The following is a 22,700-nucleotide window of genomic DNA, read 5'->3' on the forward strand; positions in this document are numbered from 1 at the left end:
AGAGAAAAATTAGATCCATAGCGGCTTCTGCCTGGATCCTTAACCTTGCGCTAACGACTGAATCGCTGTTTCTTGGCTACTCATAGGGCGCCGATTTCCCTAAGGCTTGTCATGAGCTTCGCTAAGAAGGCTCTTCTGTTCTCCTCCGTGCTCGCTCTTGGAGCCGGTGTGTCTGCTTCCGCCGCCGATCGTCTCAACGGCGCCGGTGCTACTTTCCCCGCCAAGATTTATCAGCGCTGGTTCGCTGAGCTCGCCAAATCCGGCGGTCCCAAGGTCAACTACCAGGCCGTTGGTTCCGGTTCCGGCCGTAAGGCTTTCATCGATCAGACCGTCAACTTCGGCGCGTCTGATGACCCGATGAAGAAGTCTGACATGGCCAAGGTCAAGCGCGGTGTGGTCCAGATCCCCATGGTGGGTGGCACCATCGCCTTCGGTTACAACAAGCCCGGCTGCAACCTGAAGCTGACTCAGGCTCAGGCTGTCAAGATCGCCATGGGCAAAATCACCAAGTGGCAAGAGCTTGGCTGCGCCCCCGGCAACATCACCTGGGTGCACCGTTCTGATGGTTCCGGTACCACCAAGGCGTTCACCGCTTCCCTGGCTGCCTTCTCCCCCGAGTGGACCCTGGGTGCTGGTAAGTCCGTCAAGTGGCCTGGTGCCAATGCTGTCGGTGCTAAGGGCAACTCCGGCGTTGCCGGCGTGATCCAGAGCAAAGTCGGCGCCATCGGCTATGTGAACCAGTCCTACATCAAGGGCAACGTCAAGGCTGCCGCCCTCCAGAACAAGTCTGGTGAGTATGTGCTGCCTAGCTTCACTTCCGGCGCCAAGGCCCTGAACGGCATCACCCTCGATGCTGATCTGGCCGGTTCTAACCCCAACCCCACCGCCAAGGGTGCGTATCCCATCGCCACCCTCACCTGGGTGCTGGCTTACAAGACTGGCAACGGCAAAAACACCGATGCCATCAAGAAGTCCTTCAACTTCATGCTGAGCGATAAGGCTCAGGCTCAGGCCGATGACATGGGTTTTGTTCCCCTCAAGGGCGGCATCCTCAGCAAGGCCCGCGCTGCTGTGAACAAGATCGGCAACTGATCGCTCATTGAGTGATCGCTCATTGCCGACTCAAAGAGGGGGCCGTATGGCCCCTTTTTTTGTCTGCATTGTGTTTTAGGAAACTTTTAGGTGAGTCTTAACGCTTCGCCTACCGAGTCTTTGCCTGGGAGGTCTGTCGCGCTCCATACAGTCGGGTGTATCCCAGACACGCATTCCAATGGTTGCTGTTCCCTCCCGCGATCGCGCACCTCGTCGCGAAGGATTTCGCGATCTTTTGGAGGCGAATTATCAGAAACGCAACCTGGTTCATCTCAGTGCAGGCAGCGTTGTTCCACTGCTCAAGAACAACCTTTGGTTGGTGGTGCGTGGCATGGTGAAGCTCGGTGCCGTGTCTGTGCATGGCGATGAATTGCTGCTGGGTCTGGCTGGCCCCAATGAACCCTTTGGTGAGCCCCTGAGCACGGTGGAGGCCTATGAAGCCGTCACCCTGAGTGACTGTGATCTTCTTTGTTTGACCATGGCCGAGGTGGAGCAATCACCGCAGCTTGCGGTGGCCATGCTCGAGGCCGTCTCCATGCGCTACCGCCAGGCTGAATATCTTCTTTCCCTCCTTGGTCTTCGCCGTGTGGAGGAGCGGGTCAGGGGCTTCCTGGAGCTGCTGGCCCAGGATTATGGACAGGCCTGTGAGGATGGGCTGCGCCTCAATCTGCGCCTCACCCATCAGGAAATGGCCAGTGCGCTCAGCACCACTCGCGTGACGGTGACACGGGTCATCGGTCTGCTTCGCGATGAGGGATGGCTGAAGATCGATGAGCAGCGTCACTTGGTGATCACGCACCTGCCCAAGCGTTGAACTCAAAGAGAACGAGACAAAAAAAGCCCCTCATCGAGGGGCTTTTTCATGGGGTGACGGAACCAAGAAGAATCGGAGCGGCGGGATTTGAACCCACGACCCCCACTACCCCAAAGTGGTGCGCTACCAAGCTGCGCTACGCCCCGGCAGATGCAAGTTATCACAAGGCATTGCCCGCCCCTGAGCGTCGTCGGATTCGCTTCAGGAGTCGGTTTGTGAGTGCCTGACGGGCGTCCCCGCTGTAGCCCCGCAGACGCAGATCTCTGGCCAGCTGACGCAGTTCCGCCAGATTCATCGACGCCAGGTGCAGCTCAGGCACGGCGCGCCACGCTCGGGAGCGCATGGGAAGCGGGGCGCCACCAGGGCGTCCCCCCAGGGTGATGGTGCCATCGGCCAGCCATTCCGGGATCAGCACCACGAGCACGGCGATCAACCCATAAAGCTCCACCAATCCCCGTGGCAACGGGTGGAGTTGACGTCGCTGATGGGGATCGGAGGGAGACGTCACGATCAGCGATCGATGCACTGCCGACCATCACCTTGCCAGGATTCGGTCGTGCTGGGCGCTGGGGTGGTCAGATCTGAAGGGATCCTGCCGGCTTTTGATCTGGAGGTGTTCGCCAGAGCAGCGGAGGTTCGCTTCCGCCTGACTGTGGGCGTTGAGAGAACACGAGAGCAAACACCAGCAGCAGCGTGCAGGCCAGCGCCAGCAACACACCCCAGTCAGGCCACGAGGGTTTCATCGCTCAAGGGTGATGGGAGCGTTATCACCGCGCAGGACGCAGTGACTGATGCTCCAGTCGTAGTGGCTCCAAACTTTGGCAGGCAGCTTGTAGTCGGCGCCTGGAAACGCCTCCAGGGGCACTCCTGTCGGCATGGCGGAGCAGTACGGACGGCTTCCGGGTTTGGCCAGATACTGCTGGTGGTAAGTCTCCGCAGGGAAATAGGTCTGCTTCGCACTGATCTCGGTGGTGATCGGTCCCAGGCCCCTGCTGATGAGCCCTTGTTGGTAGGCGTCACGACTGGTTTCAGCCAGCTGCAGCTGCTCTGGGGTGGTGGTGTAGATCGCTGATCGGTACTGGCTGCCCTGGTCATTGCCCTGACGGTCCCCTTGGGTCGGGTCATGGCACTCCCAGAACAGCTTCAACAGATCACTGAATGCAATCGCTGGGGTGCTCCAGACCACGCGGACGATTTCGGTATGGCCCGTGCGACCGCTGCAAACCTGCTGATAGGTCGGTGAGGGAGTGCGCCCACCGGCGTAGCCAACACTGGTCGTCACCACACCAGGAAGGCGCCAGAAGCCTTTCTCCGCTCCCCAGAAGCAGCCGCAGCCGAACATCGCTTCCTCCTGGTCATCCATCAGGGGGGCGTGCAGCGGGGTGCCGAGCACGGCATGGCGCTCAGGCGCAGCTGCCCCGTCGTTCGCGGAGGCACCGGTCAACCAAGAGGGAAGCATCAGGCTGAAACGTCTTGGCTGAACCCTAGGAACCTTGCAGGGGGTCCAGCTGAATGTGGTTGAGCAGCGTTGTCACGAAGGCGAACAGAAGGAACGGCAGGCTCAACACCAGGATCAGGCCCACGCCGACGAGTGCAAACAGTGGACGGCTCGCCCCCATCAGTCCGAGGCCTGCCGCCAGGCTGACGAAGATCACGGCCATCCAGGCCAGCACCTGGAGATAGATATCACCAAACGTGAGGGTGCAGCGCACCGCAAAGGGGGTGCTGGTGGTCATGGGCTGCAGGCCAGGGGAGCCTCTCCAGCTAAGCCGCGGTTCGCACTTCAGGCCACCGCTTCGAGACGTTCCGCAGCTTGTTCCCTCTCCCAAAGCCGTCGATAGGTTCCCTCCCGTTCCACCAGTTCGCTGTGGTGACCCTGCTGGACCAGGCGTCCCTCTTCGATGACCAGGATCCGATCGCAGGCAGCGGCGGCGGAGAGCTGATGACTGATCATCAGAATCGTGCGCTGCCGCTGCTGACGGATGGAGGCCAGGATCGCTGCAGCGGTGTTGTTGTCAACGCTGGCGAGGGCATCATCTAGCACCAGCACGGGCGCGGTCATCAAGAGGGCGCGTCCCAGCGCAGTGCGCTGACGCTGGCCACCGCTCAGAGTGATGCCCCGCTCGCCTACCAGGGTCTCAAAACCGTCGGGGAAGCCTTTCACGTCGTCCAGCAAGCGCGCCTGTTCTGCGGCAGCTTCGACGGCTTCGATCGAGGCATCTGGTTCGCCGTAGCGCAAGTTGTCAGCCAGGGAGCTCGTAAACAGATAGCCCTCCTGGGGCACCAGGGCAATCCGTCGGCGCAGGTCGTCGAGGCGCATGGCCGTGACATCACAGCGATCGAGATACAACGCACCAGAGCCCACCTCCACCATGCGGCCCAGAGCTCGTGCCAGCGTGGTTTTGCCGCAGCCAACAGGACCCACGACCGCGACCAGCTCCCCGGGTTCAATCACAAAGGAGAGACCGCAGAGCGTGTCGCGATCACTGCCGTCGTAGCGGATGTGCAGATTGCGGGCCTCGATTCGGCCTTGGCCTGGTTGGGGTGGTGTCTGGGGATCGGCAGGGTTTTGAATGCGCGGTCGACGCGTCAGGAGTTCCTCGACTCGCTCGAGGCTCACCTGACCGGTCTGGAAGGTGTTGAGGGTGAAACCCAGGAGCGCCGTGGGGAACACCAGCCGCTCGACGTAGAGAATCAGGGCCACCAGACCACCGATTGAGAGCGTTCCTTTCTCGAGCTGACCGCTACCGAGTGCCAGCAGAAGCAGGAGAGAGATGGAAGAGATCCCCTCCAGCAGGGGGAACAGGGTGCTGCGGGTGCGGGCAAGCCGAATCGCTGCATCGCGATAGTGACGGTTGCGCTCCTGGAAAGCAGCCTGCTCCTGGGGCTCCTGGCCATAGATCTTGATGGCTGCGATTCCTGAGAGATCTTCCTGAATCAGATCGCTCAGGCCGGCGAGCTCTTCTTGCTGGCGGCGTTGCTGGCGCATCATGCGTCCGCCGAAGAGACGAACTGACCCCAGCATCAGGGGATAAAGGGCGATCGCCGCCACCGTGAGGCCGGGGTCGATCGCCAGCATGGCCGGAAGGGTGAAGGCATAGGCCAGGGCGGTGTTGGTGAGACTGAGGACTGCAAAACCAAGCAGCCGGCGCACGTTTTCAACATCACTGGTGGCCCGGCTGATCACCTCGCCGCTGCCGGTGGTCTGCACCCAGCCCGGCTCCTGAAGCAGCATCTGATCAAACAGTTTTTGGCGCAGTTCGACCTCCACCTGCCGGCCAACCCCGAACACCAGCTGGCGCGAGATCAGACGCACCGCCCCCATCACGCTGGCCAGCAGCACAATCCAGCCGGCCTGACGCAGCACGTCACCCACAGCGAAGCCGTCCTGCAGCTCATCGATGATCCGGCGCACTTCCAGAGGGATCGTGACGCTGAGGACGTTGACGATCACCAAAGCCACTGCACCCAGCAGCACCGTGCGGCGGTGGGGGCGAAGGTAGCGACCGATCAGATCAAGACGAAAGGCTGCCATTCACTCGCTGGTGCAGGAATCAACTTAGGAAGTGGTGTGCTGGGGCTGGGCTGACTCCACGCCTGCGTCATCCTCACCCCATACCTTTTCATCTCCAGGGCAGTTCCGGGAGTTCAGGCCATGGCCGAGTCCAATGCATCCAACGGGGGACAAACCCATCCTCTCGAGGCGATCGATCGGGACGTGGTGGATCGCCTTCTCTCCCGGGAGCAGCCAGCGGATCAGGACATTGTTGATCTGGCGCGTTTGCTGCTCCGCTACGAGGAGTTCCCAGGGGCCGATGGCCTGCGCGATGACCTCACGAGGGCCATGGGGCTTTGGGGGTTGAACCGAGAATCTCTGAACAGCCGGGCCCGCGAGCTTTGGAGCTCCGGTTTCCGGCCCGGCCAAGACCGTGAGGTGGCGGTTGGATCTGGCTTTGATACGGATCAGTCCGAGGCCAACTGATCGACTGATTTCGAGAACCTGACCAGACGTTCTGGCCAGAAGTCGCTTTTTAAGGGATATTGGAAAAGTCCCCATCACCCGGCCCGGCGTGCTCAGCACCCGGGTTTTTTTCTGTCTGCCCATGGCATCTGCATCTGCCCCCTGGCCTCAACTGCTGGAGCGATTGTTGGAAGGGGATGCTCTGCAGGCATCGGATGCGGCGGCATTGATGCAGGCCTGGCTCGCCGAGGAGCTCACCCCCGTGCAGACGGGTGCCTTTCTGGCCGCACTGCGCGCGTGTGGCGCTGATGGCCCCGGTCTGGCGGCCATGGCCGATGTGTTGCGTCGGGCCTGCCCCCTGCCCTGTGCGCGTCCTGATCTGCTTTTGGTGGATACCTGCGGTACCGGGGGGGATGGGGCGGATACCTTCAATATCTCCACGGCGGTGGCTTTCACTGCCGCTGCCTGTGGCGCCGTGGTGGCAAAACATGGCAATCGCAGTGCCAGTGGAAAGGTGGGATCTGCTGATGTGCTCGAGGGGCTGGGTGTGCAGCTTCAGGCGCCCCTCCGCCACGTGGTGGAGGCCTTGCCTGATGCAGGCGTGACGTTTCTGTTCGCTCCCGCCTGGCATCCGGCTCTGATCAACCTGGCGCCCTTACGCCGCAGTCTGGGGGTGCGCACCGTGTTCAATCTTCTGGGGCCGTTGGTGAATCCGCTCCTTCCCAATGGTCAGGTGCTTGGCGTGGCCCGTGCTGATCTGCTCGATCCGATGGCGGAGGCCCTGCAGTGTCTCGGCCAGCAGCGGGCTGTGGTGGTGCATGGAGCGGGCGGTCTCGATGAAGCCTCCCTCGCGGGAACCAACACCCTGCGCATTCTTGACCATGGTGTGATTCGCTCTGAAGCGATCGCCCCAGCGGATCTCGGTCTGTGCGAAGCACCTCTATCGGCCATCAAGGGCGGCGATCTTCAGCTCAATCAGACGATTCTTCGCGATCTGCTGCAGGGCCGCGGCAGCGAGGCTCAGGGGCATGTGGTTGCCTTCAACACCGCACTCGTCCTCTGGGTTGCCGGGGTGGAGCCTGACCTGAAACTGGGGGCTCAGCGAGCTCTGACTGCCCTGGCCCAGGGCCAGCCCTGGGCTCGGTTGGAGCGACTGCGACAGTTCCTGACCCCCGCCGAGGAAGAATGAGAGCACGACTGTTGCTGATGGGGTCCCTCTGTTGATGACTGCTGCTGCTTCCCGGGAGTCGGCTCTACTGGTCTTGGCCGATGGCACGGTGTTTGAGGGGGTGGCCTGCGGCGCCCGCGGCAGCGTCATCGGGGAGGTGGTCTTCAACACGGGAATGACCGGCTACCAGGAGGTCCTCACGGATCCGAGCTATTCCGGGCAGTTGGTGACGTTCACCTATCCGGAGCTTGGCAACACGGGCGTGAATCCTGATGATCAGGAGGCAGAGGTTCCCCATGCCCGGGGACTGATCGCCCGTCAGCTTGCGCCGCTACCAAGCAGTTGGCGTTCCCGCCAGACCCTTCCCGCTTGGTTGGATCAGCACGGTGTGGTGGGCATCCAGGGCATCGACACCAGGGCCTTGGTCCGTCATTTGCGCGAGACCGGCGCCATGAACGGTGTGATCAGCTCCGACGGGCGCACGCCTCAGGATCTGCTTCAAGCCGTGCAGGCGGCCCCTTCCATGGAGGGGCTGAACCTGGCGGATCAGGTCTCCACCTCCGAGCCCTACATCTGGACCACGCCCTGTTCCGCGGGATTCGACCAACGGCTGCAGTCAGCTCCAGACCGCCGTTACCGGGTGGTGGCAATCGACTTCGGAATCAAACGGGCGATCCTCGACCGCCTCGTCGGCCACGGCTGTGATGTGACGGTTTTGCCTGCCTCCACCGATCTGGCCTCGGTGATGGCCCATCATCCTGAAGGGGTGTTTCTTTCCAATGGACCTGGAGACCCGGCGGCCGTCAGCGGTGGAATCGCCCTCGCCCGGCAGCTCCTGGAGCAGCCCAACCTCCCTCTGTTCGGGATCTGTCTCGGACATCAGATCCTTGGTCTCGCGCTGGGTGGTTCCACCTTCAAGCTGGCCTACGGCCATCGGGGGCTCAACCACCCCTGCGGCACCAGTGGCCAGGTTGAGATCACGAGCCAAAACCATGGATTCGCCCTAGACGCAGCCTCCCTAGACAGCGACCAGATAGTGGTCACTCACCTCAATCTCAACGACCGCACGGTGGCGGCGATGGCCCATCGTCACCAGCCCGTTTTTGGAGTGCAGTACCACCCAGAAGCCAGTCCTGGCCCCCATGATGCCGACCACCACTTCGCCCGTTTCGTTGCACTCATGGCGGAACGGCGTTGAACCGTGGTGAACTGCGGTGACTCTCCCTACACTTCGGCACATCACTTCGGGGGGTTGGTTCCATCACTGAACTGCAGCGATTGACCGTTTCTCTGCGCGGCGGCTTCGAGCAAAGGGATCAGTGTCTGGTGTTCCACTTCACTGGTCAGCTGGATGCCTACTCCGAGAAGCAGTTCCTCGCCTACGTGGGCGATGTGCTTCAGGCCAACAAGTCCTCAGCGGTGATCGATCTCAGCAAGATCGATTTCATCGATTCTTCTGGGCTCGGCGCGATGGTTCAGCTCGCCAAGCAATGCAACGACGCCAAGCGCAGTTTCCTGGTGGTGGGTAACGCGAGGGTGATCCAGACCGTGAAGCTGGTTCGCCTCGAAGAGTTTCTTCATCTCGTGCCTGATCTGGAAAGTGCCATGAGTCAGCTGGCGGCTTGAGGAACTGGATCCGAGACCTGGAGGCCAGCAGCGTCCCGGTCGAGACCCTTGGTCCCCTTCAGCTCGCCTGGCTGGGAGATGCCGTTTGGGAGCTCCACCAGCGGCTGCGGCATTGCGGCAGCCCAGGCCGCTCTGACGATCTGCATCGTGCCGTGGTCTCGGAGGTCAAGGCCGCTGCCCAGGCCGCTGTTCTCGATCGCCTGGAGCCACACCTCACTGAGCAGGAGCTGGATCTGGTGCGTCGCGGACGCAATCGGGCCGGTCGGGGACCCCGGCGGGGGGAGGCATCCGTCTATGGGCGGGCCACGGGATTTGAGACAATGGTGGGCTGGCTCTTTTTGCAGAATCCGGCGCGGCTTGCCGAGCTTTTGGATCGACTCGAGGAGACCGAAAACGACCCGTCATAGCCCCAGTTTCTGCCCATGAGCTTCCGATCTGATCGCCGTTCCTCCGGGGGTGGCCGCTCCGGTGGGGGGCGCCCTTCCTCCGGGGGGCGCCCCTCGGGAGGAGCACGCCCCTCCCGCGAAGGCCGTTTCCCGAGAGAAGGCCGTTTCCCGAGAGAAGGCCGTTTTCCCAGGGATGATCGTTTTTCACGAGACGAAGGTTCAGCCTCAGGCGAGGGGGGCTTCCAAGGGCGTCGTCCCTTCCGCGGCGGTCAGGGGGAAGATCGGCCGAGCTCGGGCCGTTTCCCAGGCAACCGTCCAACGGGCAGCCGTCCAACGGGCAGCCGTCCAACGGGAGCTCGTCCCTACGGCGATCGTCGCCGGGATGATCGCTTTCGGTCTGACCGCCCCAATCGTTTTGGTGCTGATCGCTTCGATGGCGGTCGGGATGTCAGTGAGCGCTCGCGTCCTGATCAGGATCGCGAGCGCCCGTGGAGTGGGGGCTCCGACAGGTTCGCCGCCAACAGGGGCAGCCGTGATGGGATGAAGCGCTTTTCCTCTCGGCCTGAGCGCAGTCGTCCTGATCAGCGCAGGGCTCCCCAGCGCGCCTGGTTGAAGGATGAGCGGCCCCCTCTTCCCGAGGGGGAGGCCAGTAGTCATGCCCCAGAGGCGCCCGCCGACGATCTGCTCTGGGGACGCCATGCCACCCAAGCGGTGCTGGAGGCTGGGCGTCCGATCCATCGCATTTGGTGCACATCGGAGCTGAGGAGTGCGCCCCGCTTCTTGCAGCTGCTGCGCGAGGCCAAGGCCTCGGGTGTGCTCGTTGAGGAGGTCACCTGGGCTCGCCTTGGCCAACTCACCGGTGGTGCCGTGCATCAGGGCATTGCTCTACAGACCGCGTCAGCGGAAACGTTTGATCTGCCTTCATTGATCGAGGGCTGCGCAACCCTTGGCGAGGCCCCCTTACTGCTCGCCCTCGATGGCCTCACCGACCCCCACAACCTCGGCGCGATCGTTCGCTCCGCTGAGGCTCTGGGTGCCCACGGCGTTGTCTTGCCGCAGCGCCGCAGCGCCGGTCTGACCGGATCCGTGGCCAAGGTTGCCGCTGGTGCTCTGGAGCATCTGCCCGTCGCGCGGGTGGTCAACCTCAACCGCTCCCTTGAAACCCTGAAGGACGCCGGCTATCGGGTGATCGGCCTGGCTGAGGAGGGCGGGGTGACGTTGGCAGAGGCCGATCTGGATGGCCCTCTGGTGGTGGTCACCGGTTCGGAAGGGGATGGACTGTCTCTGTTGACCCGCCGTCATTGCGATCAACTGATCCGGATTCCACTACGCGGGGTGACCCCAAGCCTGAATGCTTCCGTGGCCACAGCGATGTGCCTCTACGAGGTGGCGCGACGGGGGTGGATGAAGGATCTGCGGGGCCAGGCACCCTCCCCACCGATCACCAGGCCTCGCCTGAATCATGAGCAGGCTCAACCCGAACAGCTCGATGAACAGGGAGCTGAAGAGCGACCTGAAGAGCCTGCCTTGGTGGCTGCCGCAACGGAGGCGCCTGGGTTGCAGCTCGACCTCGAACGCCCCACGGACGGCGACCCGGAGTCGGACAACAGCGATTTCCAGAGCAGCGTCGAGCTCTGATTCGGATCCAATCTGCTGTTTTCGCTCGATTGAGAACCACCAAACAGCCGGAATCAGGGCACAATGTCGGAGACATGCCTCCCTCGACATGGGCCCCCTGATCCGGCCGCTGCGCAGCTTCGCCAACGGTCTTGGACTGGCCTGGTGGGCAAGGGTTCAGACCCATGGCCCCGATGTGACCTATTGGTTCGGCCCGTTTGTGACGCGTGGAAGCCTCGAGCGGGAACTGCCCTTGTTTCTTGAGGATGTGGCGTCTGAGGCGCCGGTCTCGATCGACCACAGCTGCCTGCGCTGCCGCCGTGGCGAGCCCTTCACCATCCCGGCAAGCGACGGCTGATAGCGTCGCAGCTGAATAGCAGCTCAAGCCGATGGCGATCGCCGAGTGGCGTCAGCAACTTGAACGGGGTGAGGTTTCGGCCCGTGAGCTCACGGACCACCATCTGGCCCGCATCGCCGCCGTTGATCCGAGCCTCCACGCTTACCTTGAGGTGACTGCCGATCGCGCCAGGGCAGATGCCGATCGCATTGATGCCGCTAGGCAGGCCGGTGAGACCCTCCCACCGCTCGCTGGCGTGCCGCTGGCCATCAAGGACAACCTCTGCACGCGCGGAGTCCGCACGACCTGCGCCAGCAGGATGCTGGCACAATTCGTTCCGCCCTACGAATCCACCGTCACCGATCGCCTTTGGAAGGCTGGTGCCGTGCTGCTCGGGAAGACCAATCTCGATGAATTCGCCATGGGCGGATCGACGGAAACTTCGGCCTTCGGTCCCACAGGCAATCCCTGGAATCTCGATCATGTTCCAGGCGGTAGCTCGGGTGGCAGCGCCGCTGCTCTCGCCGCCGGGGAATGCATGGCGGCCCTCGGTTCGGATACCGGCGGGTCGATTCGTCAGCCCGCTTCCTTCTGCGGTGTGGTCGGTCTCAAGCCCACCTATGGCCGCATCAGTCGTTATGGCTTGGTGGCTTTCGCCAGCTCTTTAGACCAGGTGGGTCCCTTCACCAGCACGGTTGCGGATGCCGCTGCTCTGCTCCAGGTCATGGCTGGCGAGGATCCCCGTGACTCCACCTGCCTGAAGGTGCCTGTGCCCGATTACAGCGCCACCCTGTCCGATCCGATCGATGGATTGCGGGTGGGCCTGGTGCGGGAGTGTTTTGAACAGGAGGGGCTCGACCCCCAGGTGAAGGCTGCAGTGCTCGCTGCCGCTGACCAACTTCAGAACCTCGGGGCTGAATTGGTTGATGTGAGCTGCCCGCGATTCAACGACGGCATCGCCACGTATTACGTCATCGCCCCATCGGAGGCTTCCGCCAATCTCGCCCGTTATGACGGCGTCAAATACGGCTTCCGGGCGGAGGCTGCCGACAGCCTGATCAGCATGACGGCACGCTCAAGGGCCGAAGGGTTCGGGCCTGAAGTTCAGCGCAGGATTCTCATCGGCACCTACGCGCTCTCCGCTGGTTACGTCGACGCCTATTACCGCAAGGCTCAGCAGGTGCGCACCTTGATCCGTCAGGACTTTGATGCTGCTTACCGCTCCGTGGATGTGCTCCTTACCCCCACGGCGCCGACCACCTCATTCCGGAAGGGCGCCCATGCGGATGATCCTCTGGCGATGTACCTCGCCGATCTGCTCACGATTCCGGCCAACCTGGCGGGTCTGCCGGCCATCAGCGTCCCCTGCGGTTTCGACACAGCCGGCCTGCCGATCGGTGTTCAGTTGATCGGCAACGTGCTTCAGGAACAGCGCCTGCTCCAGGTGGCCCATCAGTACGAGCAGTCGGCGGCTGTCATGCAGCGACGCCCCGAGGGTGTGCTGATCCCATCCTGATCAGCACCAAGGTCTGCATCAGCACCAAGGCCGATGGTTGACCCCACAGGTGGTGGTTGCTGAGGTCAGTCCACCCTCTATCTTGCGCAGGCGCCTAGGCTGGGTGCATGGCATTTGTCCCTCTCCATAACCACAGCGATTACAGCCTTCTCGATGGCGCCTCCCAGCTTCCCCAGATGGTGGAGCGGGTCAAGGAGCTGGGGATGCCTGCGCTCGCACTCACTGATCACGGTGTGATGTATGGGGCGATCGAGCTCCTGAAGTTATGCAAGGCCGCTGGGATCAAGCCGATCATCGGCAACGAGATGTATGTGATCAACGGTTCGATTGAAGATCCGCAGCAGAAGAAGGAGCGTCGTTATCACCTGGTGGTGCTTGCCAAGAACGCCACTGGTTATCGCAATCTGGTCAAGCTCACCAGCATCAGCCATCTACGGGGGATGCGGGGCAAAGGAATCTTTTCGCGTGCCTGCATCGATAAGCAGTTGCTGAAGGAGCACAGCGAAGGCCTGATCGTGGCCACGGCCTGTCTCGGCGGGGAGATTCCCCAGGCGATTCTGCGGGGTCGTCCTGAGGTGGCGCGGGATGTAGCTCGCTGGTACCAAGAGGTCTTCGGCGAAGACTTTTACCTCGAGATTCAAGACCATGGCTCGCTCGAGGATCGGATCGTCAATGTGGAGATTGTTCGGATCGCGCGCGAATTGGGCATCGGCCTGATCGCCACCAACGATGCTCACTACCTCACCCGCAACGATGTGGAGGCCCATGACGCGCTTCTCTGTGTGCTCACAGGCAAGCTGATCAGCGACGAGAAGCGACTGCGATACACCGGCACCGAGTACATCCGTAGCGAGGAGGAGATGGGGCGCCTGTTCGCTGACCACCTCGAGCCCGATGTCGTGCAGGAGGCGATTGCCACCACAGCACGGGTGGCCGAAAAGGTCGAGGACTATGACATCCTTGGCCGCTATCAGATGCCCCGCTTCCCGATACCGGATGGGCATACCCCCGTGAGTTATCTCCAGCAGGTGTCTGAGCAGGGGCTCCGGCATCGTCTGGGTCTCGATGATGCCGCAGCCATTGATCCTCTCTATGGCGAGAGGCTCACCTATGAGCTGGGGATCATGGAGCAGATGGGGTTCCCCACCTACTTCTTGGTGGTTTGGGATTACATCCGCTTTGCTCGAGAACAGGGCATTCCTGTTGGCCCGGGCCGTGGTTCTGCGGCAGGGTCCCTCGTGGCCTATGCCCTAGGAATCACCAATATCGACCCGGTGAGCAATGGCTTGCTGTTTGAGCGATTCCTCAATCCGGAACGTAAGTCGATGCCTGATATCGATACGGATTTCTGCATCGAGCGTCGTAGTGAGGTGATTGATTACGTCACCCAGCGCTATGGCGACGACAAGGTGGCTCAGATCATTACGTTCAACCGGATGACATCAAAGGCCGTCCTGAAGGATGTGGCGCGCGTGCTGGATATTCCCTATGGCGATGCTGATCGGCTGGCGAAATTAATCCCTGTGGTGCGGGGCAAGCCAGCCAAGCTAGCCGCAATGATTGGCGACGAATCTCCCAATCCTGAATTCCGCCAGAAATATGAAAGTGACCCAGTCGTGAAGCGCTGGGTTGATATGGCCATGCGGATCGAGGGTACGAACAAAACCTTCGGGGTGCACGCCGCCGGTGTGGTGATTGCCGCTGATCCCCTTGATGAGCTTGTGCCGTTGCAGCGCAACAACGATGGTCAGGTGATCACCCAATATTTCATGGAGGATGTGGAGTCGATGGGGCTCCTGAAGATGGATTTCCTTGGCCTCAAGAATCTCACCATGATTGATAAGACCCTCGAGCTGGTGGAGTCCAGCCTGGGGCAACGAATCGATCCCGATCAATTACCGCCGCAGGATGATGCAACCTTTGCTTTGTTGGCACGGGGAGATCTGGAAGGGATTTTTCAGCTTGAATCCACTGGCATGCGTCAGATCGTCCGTGATCTCAAGCCATCATCGTTAGAAGATATTTCATCTATCCTCGCGCTTTATCGTCCAGGGCCTTTGGACGCAGGCCTGATTCCAAAATTCATTAATCGCAAGCACGGTCGCGAGGCGATCGACTTTGCCCATCAGTCTCTGGAGCCGATTCTTCAAGAAACCTACGGGATCATGGTGTATCAGGAGCAGATCATGCGAATTGCGCAGGATCTGGCCGGCTATTCCCTGGGGGAAGCTGATCTGCTGCGACGGGCGATGGGTAAGAAAAAAGTGTCGGAAATGCAAAAGCATCGTGGCATTTTCGTGAAGGGTGCCAGTGAGCGTGGGGTTGACGAAAAAGTCGCCGATGAGCTCTTTGACCAGATGGTTCTCTTCGCCGAATATTGCTTCAACAAAAGTCATTCCACCGCCTATGGCGCGGTGACTTATCAAACCGCCTATCTCAAGGCGCACTATCCGGTCGCTTACATGGCGGCGCTGCTCACCGTTAACGCTGGTGCCAGCGACAAGGTGCAGCGCTACATCTCCAATTGCAATGCCATGGGCATTGAGGTGATGCCACCGGATGTGAATGCCTCTGGCACTGACTTCACCCCTACAGGTGAGCGCATCCTGTTTGGCCTTTCCGCTGTGCGCAATTTGGGCGATGGCGCCATCCGCCAGCTCATCGCCAGCCGTGAGGCTGATGGACCGTTCCAGTCGCTTGCCGATCTCTGTGATCGCTTGCCCTCGTCTGTTCTGAATCGCCGCAGCTTGGAATCGTTGATTCACTGCGGAGCGATGGATGCCCTTGAGCCGCAGGCGAATCGTGCCCAGCTGATGGCCGACCTTGATCTGCTGCTTGATTGGGCCTCATCCCGAGCCAAGGATCGGGAACGCGGTCAGGGGAATCTGTTTGATCTAATGGCGGCCTCGTCTGATGATGATGGCCAGGGCGGAGCTGATCTCAGCCTGGCTCCCAAGGCGTCACCGGTGCCTGACTACCACCCCTCCGAGAAGCTTCGGCTGGAGAAGGAACTCGTGGGCTTCTATCTCTCTGATCATCCCCTGAAGCAGCTGACTCCTCCAGCACGGCTGCTCGCCCCAATCGGTTTGGGCAGCCTTCAGGAGCAGGCCGATAAGGCCAAAGTCAGTGCCATCGCGATGATCAGTGAGCTCCGTCAGGTGACGACGCGCAAGGGAGATCGGATGGCGGTTCTCCAGCTGGAGGATCTCACCGGTAGCTGTGAGGCGGTGGTCTTCCCTAAGAGCTTTGCCCGTCTCTCCGATCATCTGCTTGCCGAGGCGCGGCTGCTCGTTTGGGCTTCCGTCGACCGTCGCGACGAGCGCGTGCAGCTGATTGTTGACGACTGCAGAGCGATTGATGATCTGCGCTTGTTGCTGGTGGAGCTCAACCCCGAGCAGGCCAGTGATGTGGCGATTCAGCACAAACTGCGCGAATGCCTGCAGGTGCATCGCCCCCAGCAGGACGAACTGGGGGTGAGGGTGCCTGTGGTGGCAGCAGTGCGTCAGGGGGCTGATGTGCGCTATGTGCGCCTGGGGTCCCAGTTCTGCGTTCGGGATGCTCAGCTGGCCGCCACTGCTCTGGAACAGCAATCCTTTGCGGCCCGATGCAGTGACCCGCTGCTGCGCTGAGTTCCCGGCCTAGCGCTGACTCATCCCTGCTTCTGGGCCTTGATCGACGCTCGCATCCGTTGGAGGTTCGGCCGAAGATTTTCAAAGCCCAACAGGGTTCCAGGGGTGGGTTCCCAGCTGGCGGAGAGCACGCCGTAGCTGAGTCCGCCAAGACCGAGCAAGAAAAAAGCCCCAGAGCTCACCAAGGTGAGTCCGGGGGGAATGTCCATGATTCCGCGACTGACCAGCAGGTAGCTGACCACAAAGACAGCCATTCCCATCACAGAGGGAATACCCGTGGCGATCACGACCCGCCGTGCCATCCGGTTAGCGACATAATTGGGAATGGCTTCTGCTGCCTTAGGCCGACCTCCCGATGGTCCTCCCTTGCGAGGCTCGAAGGGCAGAGGATTTCGGGGGTCGGCCATGACGTCAAGAGCTTGGGCGGACCGCAGCTCTTCAGCCGCGGATGCCCAGTTTGGCGATCAGGCTGCTGTAGCGCTCCTCGCTCTTGCCACGCACGTAGCTGAGCAGGCGCTTCCGGCGGCCGATCATCTTGAGCAGGCCCTGGCGGGAGGAGAAGTCGTGGATGTTCTGCTGCAGGTGGCTGCTGAGCTTGGAGATGCGCTCGCTCAGCATCGCCACCTGGACCTCAGCCGATCCGGTGTCGGTGGCGTGAGTCTGATGGGTGTTGATCAGTTGCTGCTTTTCGGTGGTATCGAGCGACATGCGCGGCGTCTGGCCCTGACAGTGCAAACAACCAATTTACCTCCTCATGGGCCCCTTCAAGGTCAGTCGCGCCTCAGCCGGCTTCAAGGCTGAGACGCCGCAGGCTTTCCCTCAGCCAGGCATCCCCATCCGAGGCCTCTGGTTTTGACTCTTCCGCTGCCACCGCCCTGAGGGCCCGGCGGATCTCCAGGTCTTCGTAGCCCAGCGCCATCAGGGTGACCTCCAGCTCCTTCAGGGCTTCCGCCTGGATTGGTAGGGCCTTCACGTCGCTACGGTCCACCAGGGAGAGGGGCGCTTCACTGCGCTGACTCCAGCTCGCTAGCCGCTCGCGCAGTTCCACCGCCAACCTTTCAGCCGTACGTTTGCCTACCCCTTGGGCCTGGCTGAGACGCCGCAGGTCTCCCTCAAGAATCGCGTTGACCAGTTCCTCCGGATTGCAGCACTCCAGCAGCGAAAGCCCCATCTGAGGCCCCACTCCGTTGACGGCGATCAGAATCCGGAAGAGGTCCCGTTCCTGCCGCTCGGGAAAGCCGAACAGGCTGCAACCGTCGTCCTTTTGCACCTGGTGAATCCAGAGGGTGCAGTGGCTGCCATCGCTCAGTCGGTGCAGATGCCGTTCTGCCAGCTGCACTTCGTAGCCGACCCCTGAGCAGTTGATCAGAAGCCCCTTGCGGCTGCCCTGTTCCCAGCTGTCGATGCGCTCCCCTTGCAGCCAGCCGATCATGGGGACGTTCCTCTCTGCGCCCATGCTGCCCGACCCGACGCCGTTCCCCCAGGGGGTCTTCGCTTTCAGGCGGTGGTTTGCGTTGGTGTTCAGCGCCGTTCTGGCCCTGACCCTCTCAGCCTGCACTGCCAGTTCACAGCCACCCCGTGCCGTGCTTCTTCGCGCGCTTGGGCTTCAGATCACCCTGACGCAGTCGGCGATTGCGCGCTCACTCGATCTAGACGCAGCCGGGGATCCGGAGGTGAGCCGGGTGCGCGTCGAGGATCAGGACTCGATCCGCCTTGGTGACCACCGCGGCCTTCATCTCACCGGACGCTTTGACTGGCAGCTCCCGGGCGATCGGGTCAGGGTCGACAGCCCGTTTGAGCTGTTTCTGGAGCGGGGGGAACGCGGTGAGAGCTGGCGACTGGCTCAACCCGTTGGCTCCAGTGATGGAAGCTCCCAGGAGTGGGTCACTTATCCGCTGCCGATCGACCCCACCTGATCAGGGGGAGGTTGGCGGGCGCTCAAGCTGATCAGGGTCGCCCCAAGGACGCAGGTGGCACCGAGTACCACCGTGCCGGTGACCGGCTCTGCGAAGAACAGCACCCCCCAGATCGTGGCAAAGACCACCTGCACGTAGTTGATGGAGGTGGCGCGTGCCGCCGGCAGTGCGGCCAGGCCCTCCGTCAGCCAGACCTGGCCCAGTTGGGTGAAGAGACCGACGCCGACCAGCCAGAGCCACTGGGTCGCGGAGGGCCACACTGCCGAATGCCACAGAAAGGGAAGGGTGGCGGGTACGGAGACAAGCGGAAAGTAGAAGACGATCACAAGGGGGTGTTCGCTCCTGGAGAGCTGGCGCACGCTCACGTAGGCCAGCGCCGTGAGCAAAGCCCCACCGAGGCCGATCAGCACGGCCACCATCGACAGGTCTTGCATCGCCGTCAGGTCAGCTCCAGCGTTGGCGATCCATTGGGGCTGTACCACCAGGGTCACCCCTAGCCAGCCCAGCAGCACGGCGATGCTGATGCGTTTACGCAAGGGTTCTCCCAACATCAGCCAGGCGGACAGAGCTGTGAGCGTCGGATAGGTGTATTGGATCAGGGTCGCCGCCGCCAGGGGTAGGCGAGCCAGGGCTTCGAAGAAGAACAGCAGGGCCGCGGTGCCGAGCGCACCGCGCAGCAGGAGCAGTCCTCGCCGTTGGCCCCAGGGCGAGACCTGCGCCTGGCGCAGCATGCTCAGCGTGATGGCGATGCTGATCAACGAGCGCACGAGCACGATTTCCGCCACGGGCAGTTGACCCCCGAGATGCTTGACGCAAACGGTCATCAGGCTGAAAGCCAGCGAGCAGGCGATCAGGAGTCCGCAGGCTCTCCATTGCGTGGCTGACTGACGCGCCCGGATCGCGTTGAGCAGGGCTCCCATGGATTGCCGGCGATCACCGCTCAACCATGCCACCCGGTGTCAGGTCCCGCAGAATGGGCCGATGGCGATGCCCCGGCTCCACCCCCGCACGATTGAAGCCGTCAAGGAGCGTGCCGACATCGTCGATGTGGTCGGTGAGCACGTTGTGCTCAAGAAAAAGGGGCGTGAGTTCGTCGGCATCTGTCCGTTTCACGACGACAGCAAGCCGTCGATGACGGTGTCGCCGGCCAAGCAGTTCTACTACTGCTTTTCCTGCGGGGCCGGAGGCAACTCCATCAAGTTCTTGATGGAGTTGCAGCGTCAGAGCTTCGGCGATGTGGTGCTGGATCTCGCTCGGAAATATCAGCTGCCGATCGAAACGGTCGAGGGGCCCCAGCAGGAGCGCCTGAAGCAGCAGCTCTCGCGCCGTGATCGTCTGCACCGCGCCTTGGCCCTGGCGGCGGGCTGGTTCCGCAGTCAGCTCAAGCAGCCTGTCGGCGCTGAGGCGCTGGCCTATCTGCGTGAGTCGAGAGGGTTGAGTGAGGCCACCCTCGAGAGTTTTGAACTCGGCTATGCCCCCGATCAGTGGGATGGTCTCCTGAGCCATCTGCAGCAGGTGGAGGGGATGCCTCCTGAATTGCTTGAGGCGGCCGGTCTTGTCGTGCCCCGTAAGGGTGGCAACGGCTTCTACGACCGTTTCCGTCACCGGGTGATGGTGCCGATCCGAGACCGGCAGGGCCGCGTGATCGGGTTTGGTGGCCGCAGCCTGGATGGTTCGGAACCGAAATACCTCAACTCCCCTGAAACGGAGGTGTTTGAGAAGGGCAAGCATCTTTTCGGCCTGGACCGCGCTGCCAATCCGATCCGTAAGGACGACCGCGCCGTTGTGGTGGAGGGCTATTTCGATGTGATCGCGCTCCATGCGGCCGGAATCACCAATGCAGTCGCCTCCCTGGGCACGGCCCTCAGCAGTCAGCAGATCACCCAGCTCTGTCGCTGCAGTGACGGCAAACGCATCGTGCTCAATTTCGATGCTGACGGTGCCGGGGTGCGGGCCGCCAACCGGGCGATCGGTGAGGTGGAGCAGCTGGCCCTGCAGGGCCAGCTCGAGCTGAGGGTGCTGCATCTGCCCTCGGGCAAGGATCCTGATGAGTACCTCAAGGAGCACGGCGCCGGCGACTATCGCGCCCTGCTCGATCAGGCTCCTCTCTGGCTTGATTGGCAGATCGAGCAAGTGCTCGAGGGACGTGATCTGGCAAAAGCCGATCAGTTTCAGCAAGCTGTTGCCGCCCTGGTGCAGCTCCTGGGCAAGTTGCCCCAGTCAGCAATCCGCACCCACTACCTGCAGCAGGTCGCTGAACGGCTCAGCGGCGGCCAGGGGCGTGTGGCGCTTCAGCTCGAGGACGATCTACGCCAGCAGGTCAAGGGTCAGCGCTGGCATGGGCGCTCAGCCCGGTTCGAGCAACCGGGGGAATCCAGTCAGCGTGAGCGCTGTGAAGCGGAGCTCCTGCGCCTTTACCTGCATTGCCCATCGCATCGCGGTGTGATCCGCAGGGAGTTGCGGCAGCGGGAATTGGAGGACTTTGGACTTCAACATCACCGTTTGCTCTGGTCTGCCATCAGTGAGCTGGAGGAAACCAACCTGGATGCTGGCCAGCTGGAGGCCATCAGCAGGGGGGAGGATCCCGGGCATGCACTGGCGGATCTGGATCTGCCGCGGTTGCTCACCGATCAGCTCATTCTTGAGAACAGTGCGCTGGTGTCGCGTCTGACCCCCCTGCTGGAGCCGGGTGAGTTGCAGATGCTGGCGTTGGCGAATCCGATCCAGCAGCTGCGCGGCACCGCCGCCATGCTCGAGCGGCAGAAGAGCATCAAACGTTGCCGCCATCTCTTGGAAGCCTGGGGTGGTCAACGGCTGGAGACTCTCGAGCGCTGCATCGCCTCTCTGATCAGTCAGGTGCAGCCCGAGTCCGACGTTGCCATCGACATGGAGGCGCGCATCCAGACCATGTTTGAGGAGCTGAACGCGGATGCATTGCGCTTCCAGGATCTGTATTACAGCGAACGCAAACACCTGGCCCATCTCGACCAGCAGCGTTGCGCCGGCTACACCGTGAGCGCGATCCCGCAGACTGATGCGTTGCCACCAGCGGCCTGATGGGGCTTTTTGAGCGGTTTCTTTCCCTTTGGATTGCTTTGGCGATCGTGGCTGGGGTCGCCATCGGCGCCCTGGTGCCCTCCCTGCCCGATACCTTGTCGAGCCTCGAGTTGGCAGGAATCAACCTGCCGATCGCCCTGCTGATCTGGGGAATGATTTATCCGATGATGCTGGCGGTGGATTTCTCCGCGATCGGAGGTCTCAGCCGTCAGCCGCGCGGTTTGCTCATCACCGTGGTGGTGAACTGGCTGATCAAGCCACTCACGATGACGGCCCTCGCCTGGGTGTTCATCCGCGGACTCTTCTCCAGTTGGATTCCCGTTGAGCTGGGGGATCAATACGTGGCCGGCATGATCCTGCTTGGCGTGGCCCCCTGCACGGCCATGGTCTTCGTCTGGAGCCGTCTCAGCGACGGCGATCCCAATTACACCCTTGTGCAGGTGGCGGTCAACGATCTGATCATGGTGTTCGCCTTTGCACCGATCGCTGCCCTTCTGCTGGGGGTCAGTGAGGTCTTGGTGCCCTGGGACACGCTGTTCGCTGCTGTCGGGCTGTTTGTCGTGGTTCCCCTGGCGGCCGGCTGGCTCACTCGGCTGTTGCTCCGCTCCCCTGGCCGGATTGAGCGTCTCGAACAGCGCCTTAAGCCACTCTCCGTTGTCTGCTTGATCGGTACGGTGCTGCTGCTGTTCATGGTGCAGGCCCGCTCGATCCTTGCTGAGCCGCTGGCGATCCTGTTGATTGCTGTTCCCCTGATCCTGCAGACCTATCTGATCTTCTGGATCAGCGCCCAGTGGATGCGCCTCTGGGGCCAGCCCCGTGCCATTGCCGCGCCGGGGGCGATGATCGGCGCCTCCAATTTCTTTGAATTGGCCGTCGCTGTGGCGATCAGCCTGTTCGGGTTGCAATCGGGCGCCGCCCTGGCCACGGTGGTGGGCGTGTTGGTGGAGGTTCCCGTGATGCTGTCGCTGGTGGCCATCGCCAATCGCAACCGCCGTCTCTTTCCCGCCTGAGATGTCTGAATTCTTCGAGGCCATCTGGCATGGCGATGGCATCGGTGACGGTGGCGATCTGGACGAGGCCCTGCAGGCCTATGTGGCCGTCAAGCCTGAGGACAATGATTGGATTGCCGCCTGCGCCGCCGAGGGCGCGGATCCCAGGATTGAGCGTTTTGCCTCCTTCGAGGCCTATCTCGACAACGCCGAAGCCCTGGAGACGATCCCTGTGACCCCACAGATGATCGTGGTTGCGCTGGAGCAGCTGCCTCTCTGATGCCCTCCCCGTCGATTGATTTCTCCGACACCCAACCGGTGAATCACCTCTGGCCTGCCATGGTCGAGCGGCTCGGCACCGACAAGGCCCAACGGGCGGTGCGTCAGGCGCTGGACCTCCAGGGGATGTCAGGCCATGGAGGTACCCTGCCGGTGCTGTTCTGTGAAACCTGCGGTTTGGCTTTGGCCAGCACTGATTTGCTCCGGGAGCAGACCGGTCTTAACGCCCATGGGGAGCGGATGGTGTTGCTATGCAGCCGCCGTGAGAAGGCTGTGCAGTTGCTTCAACAGGTCTGATCCTTGGTTGATCAGG

25 protein-coding genes and 1 tRNA gene are annotated in these 22,700 nt (G+C 62.0%); 16 read left to right on the top strand and 10 right to left on the bottom strand.

Annotated features, from left to right (window positions below):
- Positions 1-111 precede the first annotated feature (111 nt).
- Together pstS and CWE16_RS04520 are read left to right on the top strand one after the other, a co-directional pair.
- Positions 112-1,092 carry a phosphate ABC transporter substrate-binding protein PstS gene (pstS, locus tag CWE16_RS04515; RefSeq protein ID WP_131593344.1) on the top strand — a complete coding sequence of 327 codons (981 nt, stop codon included), beginning with the start codon at positions 112-114 and terminating at the stop codon, positions 1,090-1,092.
- Between the two features lie 178 nt (positions 1,093-1,270).
- Positions 1,271-1,906 carry a Crp/Fnr family transcriptional regulator gene (locus tag CWE16_RS04520; RefSeq protein ID WP_131455471.1) on the top strand — a complete coding sequence of 212 codons (636 nt, stop codon included), beginning with the start codon at positions 1,271-1,273 and terminating at the stop codon, positions 1,904-1,906.
- Between the two features lie 72 nt (positions 1,907-1,978).
- Here CWE16_RS04520 and CWE16_RS04525 read toward each other — a convergent pair.
- The 6 genes from CWE16_RS04525 to CWE16_RS04545 form a co-directional block, all read right to left on the bottom strand.
- Positions 1,979-2,052: transfer RNA gene (locus CWE16_RS04525), tRNA-Pro, on the bottom strand.
- A 14-nt stretch (positions 2,053-2,066) separates the two neighbouring features.
- Entirely contained in the window at positions 2,067-2,414 is a 348-nt protein-coding gene (locus CWE16_RS04530; protein WP_131455470.1) for a hypothetical protein, read from the bottom strand.
- A gap of 67 nt (positions 2,415-2,481) precedes the next feature.
- The gene (locus CWE16_RS12110) at positions 2,482-2,649 is read right to left on the bottom strand and encodes a hypothetical protein (RefSeq protein ID WP_201737966.1); all 168 of its coding nucleotides are present in this window, start codon (positions 2,647-2,649) and stop codon (positions 2,482-2,484) included.
- Entirely contained in the window at positions 2,646-3,365 is a 720-nt protein-coding gene (gene msrA, locus CWE16_RS04535) for a peptide-methionine (S)-S-oxide reductase MsrA (RefSeq protein WP_131593346.1), read from the bottom strand. Before msrA ends, CWE16_RS12110 begins: the two co-directional genes overlap by 4 nt.
- Before the next feature lie 25 nt (positions 3,366-3,390).
- Entirely contained in the window at positions 3,391-3,642 is a 252-nt protein-coding gene (locus CWE16_RS04540) for a hypothetical protein (RefSeq protein WP_131593348.1), read from the bottom strand.
- A gap of 47 nt (positions 3,643-3,689) precedes the next feature.
- Positions 3,690-5,441: an ABC transporter ATP-binding protein gene (locus tag CWE16_RS04545; RefSeq protein ID WP_131593350.1), complete on the bottom strand. Its 1,752-nt coding sequence runs from the start codon at positions 5,439-5,441 to the stop codon at positions 3,690-3,692.
- A gap of 120 nt (positions 5,442-5,561) precedes the next feature.
- Here CWE16_RS04545 and CWE16_RS04550 point away from each other — a divergent pair, with 120 nt between their 5' ends.
- From CWE16_RS04550 to CWE16_RS04590, 9 genes are all read left to right on the top strand, one after another.
- Positions 5,562-5,888 carry a DUF3288 family protein gene (locus tag CWE16_RS04550; protein WP_131593352.1) on the top strand — a complete coding sequence of 109 codons (327 nt, stop codon included), beginning with the start codon at positions 5,562-5,564 and terminating at the stop codon, positions 5,886-5,888.
- 121 nt (positions 5,889-6,009) lie between these two features.
- Positions 6,010-7,056 carry an anthranilate phosphoribosyltransferase gene (trpD, locus tag CWE16_RS04555; protein WP_131593354.1) on the top strand — a complete coding sequence of 349 codons (1,047 nt, stop codon included), beginning with the start codon at positions 6,010-6,012 and terminating at the stop codon, positions 7,054-7,056.
- A 34-nt stretch (positions 7,057-7,090) separates the two neighbouring features.
- Positions 7,091-8,233 (top strand): glutamine-hydrolyzing carbamoyl-phosphate synthase small subunit, encoded by a 1,143-nt coding sequence (gene carA / locus CWE16_RS04560; RefSeq protein WP_131593356.1) that lies wholly within the window; start codon positions 7,091-7,093, stop codon positions 8,231-8,233.
- Positions 8,234-8,313: 80 nt separating this feature from the next.
- Positions 8,314-8,661, top strand: coding sequence for an STAS domain-containing protein (locus CWE16_RS04565; protein WP_131593358.1), 348 nt, complete (start codon positions 8,314-8,316; stop codon positions 8,659-8,661).
- On the top strand, positions 8,658-9,068 hold the full coding sequence (locus tag CWE16_RS04570) for a ribonuclease III domain-containing protein (protein WP_131593360.1): 411 nt from the start codon (positions 8,658-8,660) through the stop codon (positions 9,066-9,068). Before CWE16_RS04565 ends, CWE16_RS04570 begins: the two co-directional genes overlap by 4 nt.
- A 15-nt stretch (positions 9,069-9,083) precedes the next feature.
- On the top strand, positions 9,084-10,685 hold the full coding sequence (gene rlmB, locus CWE16_RS04575; protein WP_236629575.1) for a 23S rRNA (guanosine(2251)-2'-O)-methyltransferase RlmB: 1,602 nt from the start codon (positions 9,084-9,086) through the stop codon (positions 10,683-10,685).
- Between the two features lie 88 nt (positions 10,686-10,773).
- Positions 10,774-11,022: a DUF1816 domain-containing protein gene (locus CWE16_RS04580; protein ID WP_131593364.1), complete on the top strand. Its 249-nt coding sequence runs from the start codon at positions 10,774-10,776 to the stop codon at positions 11,020-11,022.
- Positions 11,023-11,053: 31 nt separating this feature from the next.
- Complete coding sequence (gatA, locus tag CWE16_RS04585; RefSeq protein ID WP_131593366.1) at positions 11,054-12,517, top strand: Asp-tRNA(Asn)/Glu-tRNA(Gln) amidotransferase subunit GatA; 1,464 nt, start codon at positions 11,054-11,056, stop codon at positions 12,515-12,517.
- 107 nt (positions 12,518-12,624) lie between these two features.
- Entirely contained in the window at positions 12,625-16,146 is a 3,522-nt protein-coding gene (locus CWE16_RS04590) for a DNA polymerase III subunit alpha (protein ID WP_131593367.1), read from the top strand.
- 20 nt (positions 16,147-16,166) lie between these two features.
- Here the strand turns inward: CWE16_RS04590 and CWE16_RS04595 are convergent, their stop codons facing one another.
- The 3 genes from CWE16_RS04595 to ruvA all read right to left on the bottom strand — a co-directional run bounded on the left by CWE16_RS04595 (position 16,167) and on the right by ruvA (position 17,578).
- A complete protein-coding gene (locus CWE16_RS04595) occupies positions 16,167-16,553 on the bottom strand; it encodes a PAM68 family protein (protein WP_131593368.1) in 387 nt (128 codons plus the stop codon).
- 31 nt (positions 16,554-16,584) lie between these two features.
- Positions 16,585-16,854 (bottom strand): 30S ribosomal protein S15, encoded by a 270-nt coding sequence (gene rpsO / locus CWE16_RS04600; protein ID WP_131455457.1) that lies wholly within the window; start codon positions 16,852-16,854, stop codon positions 16,585-16,587.
- 73 nt (positions 16,855-16,927) lie between these two features.
- Positions 16,928-17,578, bottom strand: coding sequence for a Holliday junction branch migration protein RuvA (gene ruvA / locus CWE16_RS04605; RefSeq protein WP_131593369.1), 651 nt, complete (start codon positions 17,576-17,578; stop codon positions 16,928-16,930).
- A gap of 22 nt (positions 17,579-17,600) precedes the next feature.
- On the opposite strand from ruvA, the gene CWE16_RS04610 reads away from it, so the two are divergent.
- On the top strand, positions 17,601-18,062 hold the full coding sequence (locus tag CWE16_RS04610; RefSeq protein ID WP_131455598.1) for a hypothetical protein: 462 nt from the start codon (positions 17,601-17,603) through the stop codon (positions 18,060-18,062).
- Here the strand turns inward: CWE16_RS04610 and CWE16_RS04615 are convergent.
- Positions 18,035-18,982 (bottom strand): DMT family transporter, encoded by a 948-nt coding sequence (locus CWE16_RS04615; RefSeq protein WP_131593371.1) that lies wholly within the window; start codon positions 18,980-18,982, stop codon positions 18,035-18,037. The genes CWE16_RS04610 and CWE16_RS04615 overlap by 28 nt on opposite strands.
- A gap of 61 nt (positions 18,983-19,043) precedes the next feature.
- Between CWE16_RS04615 and dnaG the strand changes: the two genes are divergently transcribed.
- The 4 genes from dnaG to CWE16_RS04635 are packed head-to-tail and all read left to right on the top strand — an operon-like array spanning position 19,044 to position 22,684.
- Positions 19,044-21,119 (top strand): DNA primase, encoded by a 2,076-nt coding sequence (gene dnaG, locus CWE16_RS04620; RefSeq protein WP_131593373.1) that lies wholly within the window; start codon positions 19,044-19,046, stop codon positions 21,117-21,119.
- Positions 21,119-22,129, top strand: a complete 1,011-nt coding sequence (gene arsB, locus CWE16_RS04625; protein WP_131593375.1) for an ACR3 family arsenite efflux transporter — start codon at positions 21,119-21,121, stop codon at positions 22,127-22,129. The genes dnaG and arsB overlap by 1 nt, the downstream gene beginning before the upstream one ends.
- Position 22,130: 1 nt before the next feature.
- Positions 22,131-22,388, top strand: a complete 258-nt coding sequence (locus CWE16_RS04630) for a hypothetical protein (RefSeq protein WP_131593377.1) — start codon at positions 22,131-22,133, stop codon at positions 22,386-22,388.
- A complete protein-coding gene (locus CWE16_RS04635) occupies positions 22,388-22,684 on the top strand; it encodes a hypothetical protein (RefSeq protein ID WP_131455451.1) in 297 nt (98 codons plus the stop codon). The genes CWE16_RS04630 and CWE16_RS04635 overlap by 1 nt, the downstream gene beginning before the upstream one ends.
- The last annotated feature ends 16 nt before the right edge of the window (positions 22,685-22,700 follow it).

It is taken from the genome of Synechococcus sp. BS55D, assembly GCF_004332415.1.
Classification (GTDB): Bacteria; Cyanobacteriota; Cyanobacteriia; order PCC-6307; family Cyanobiaceae; genus Synechococcus_C.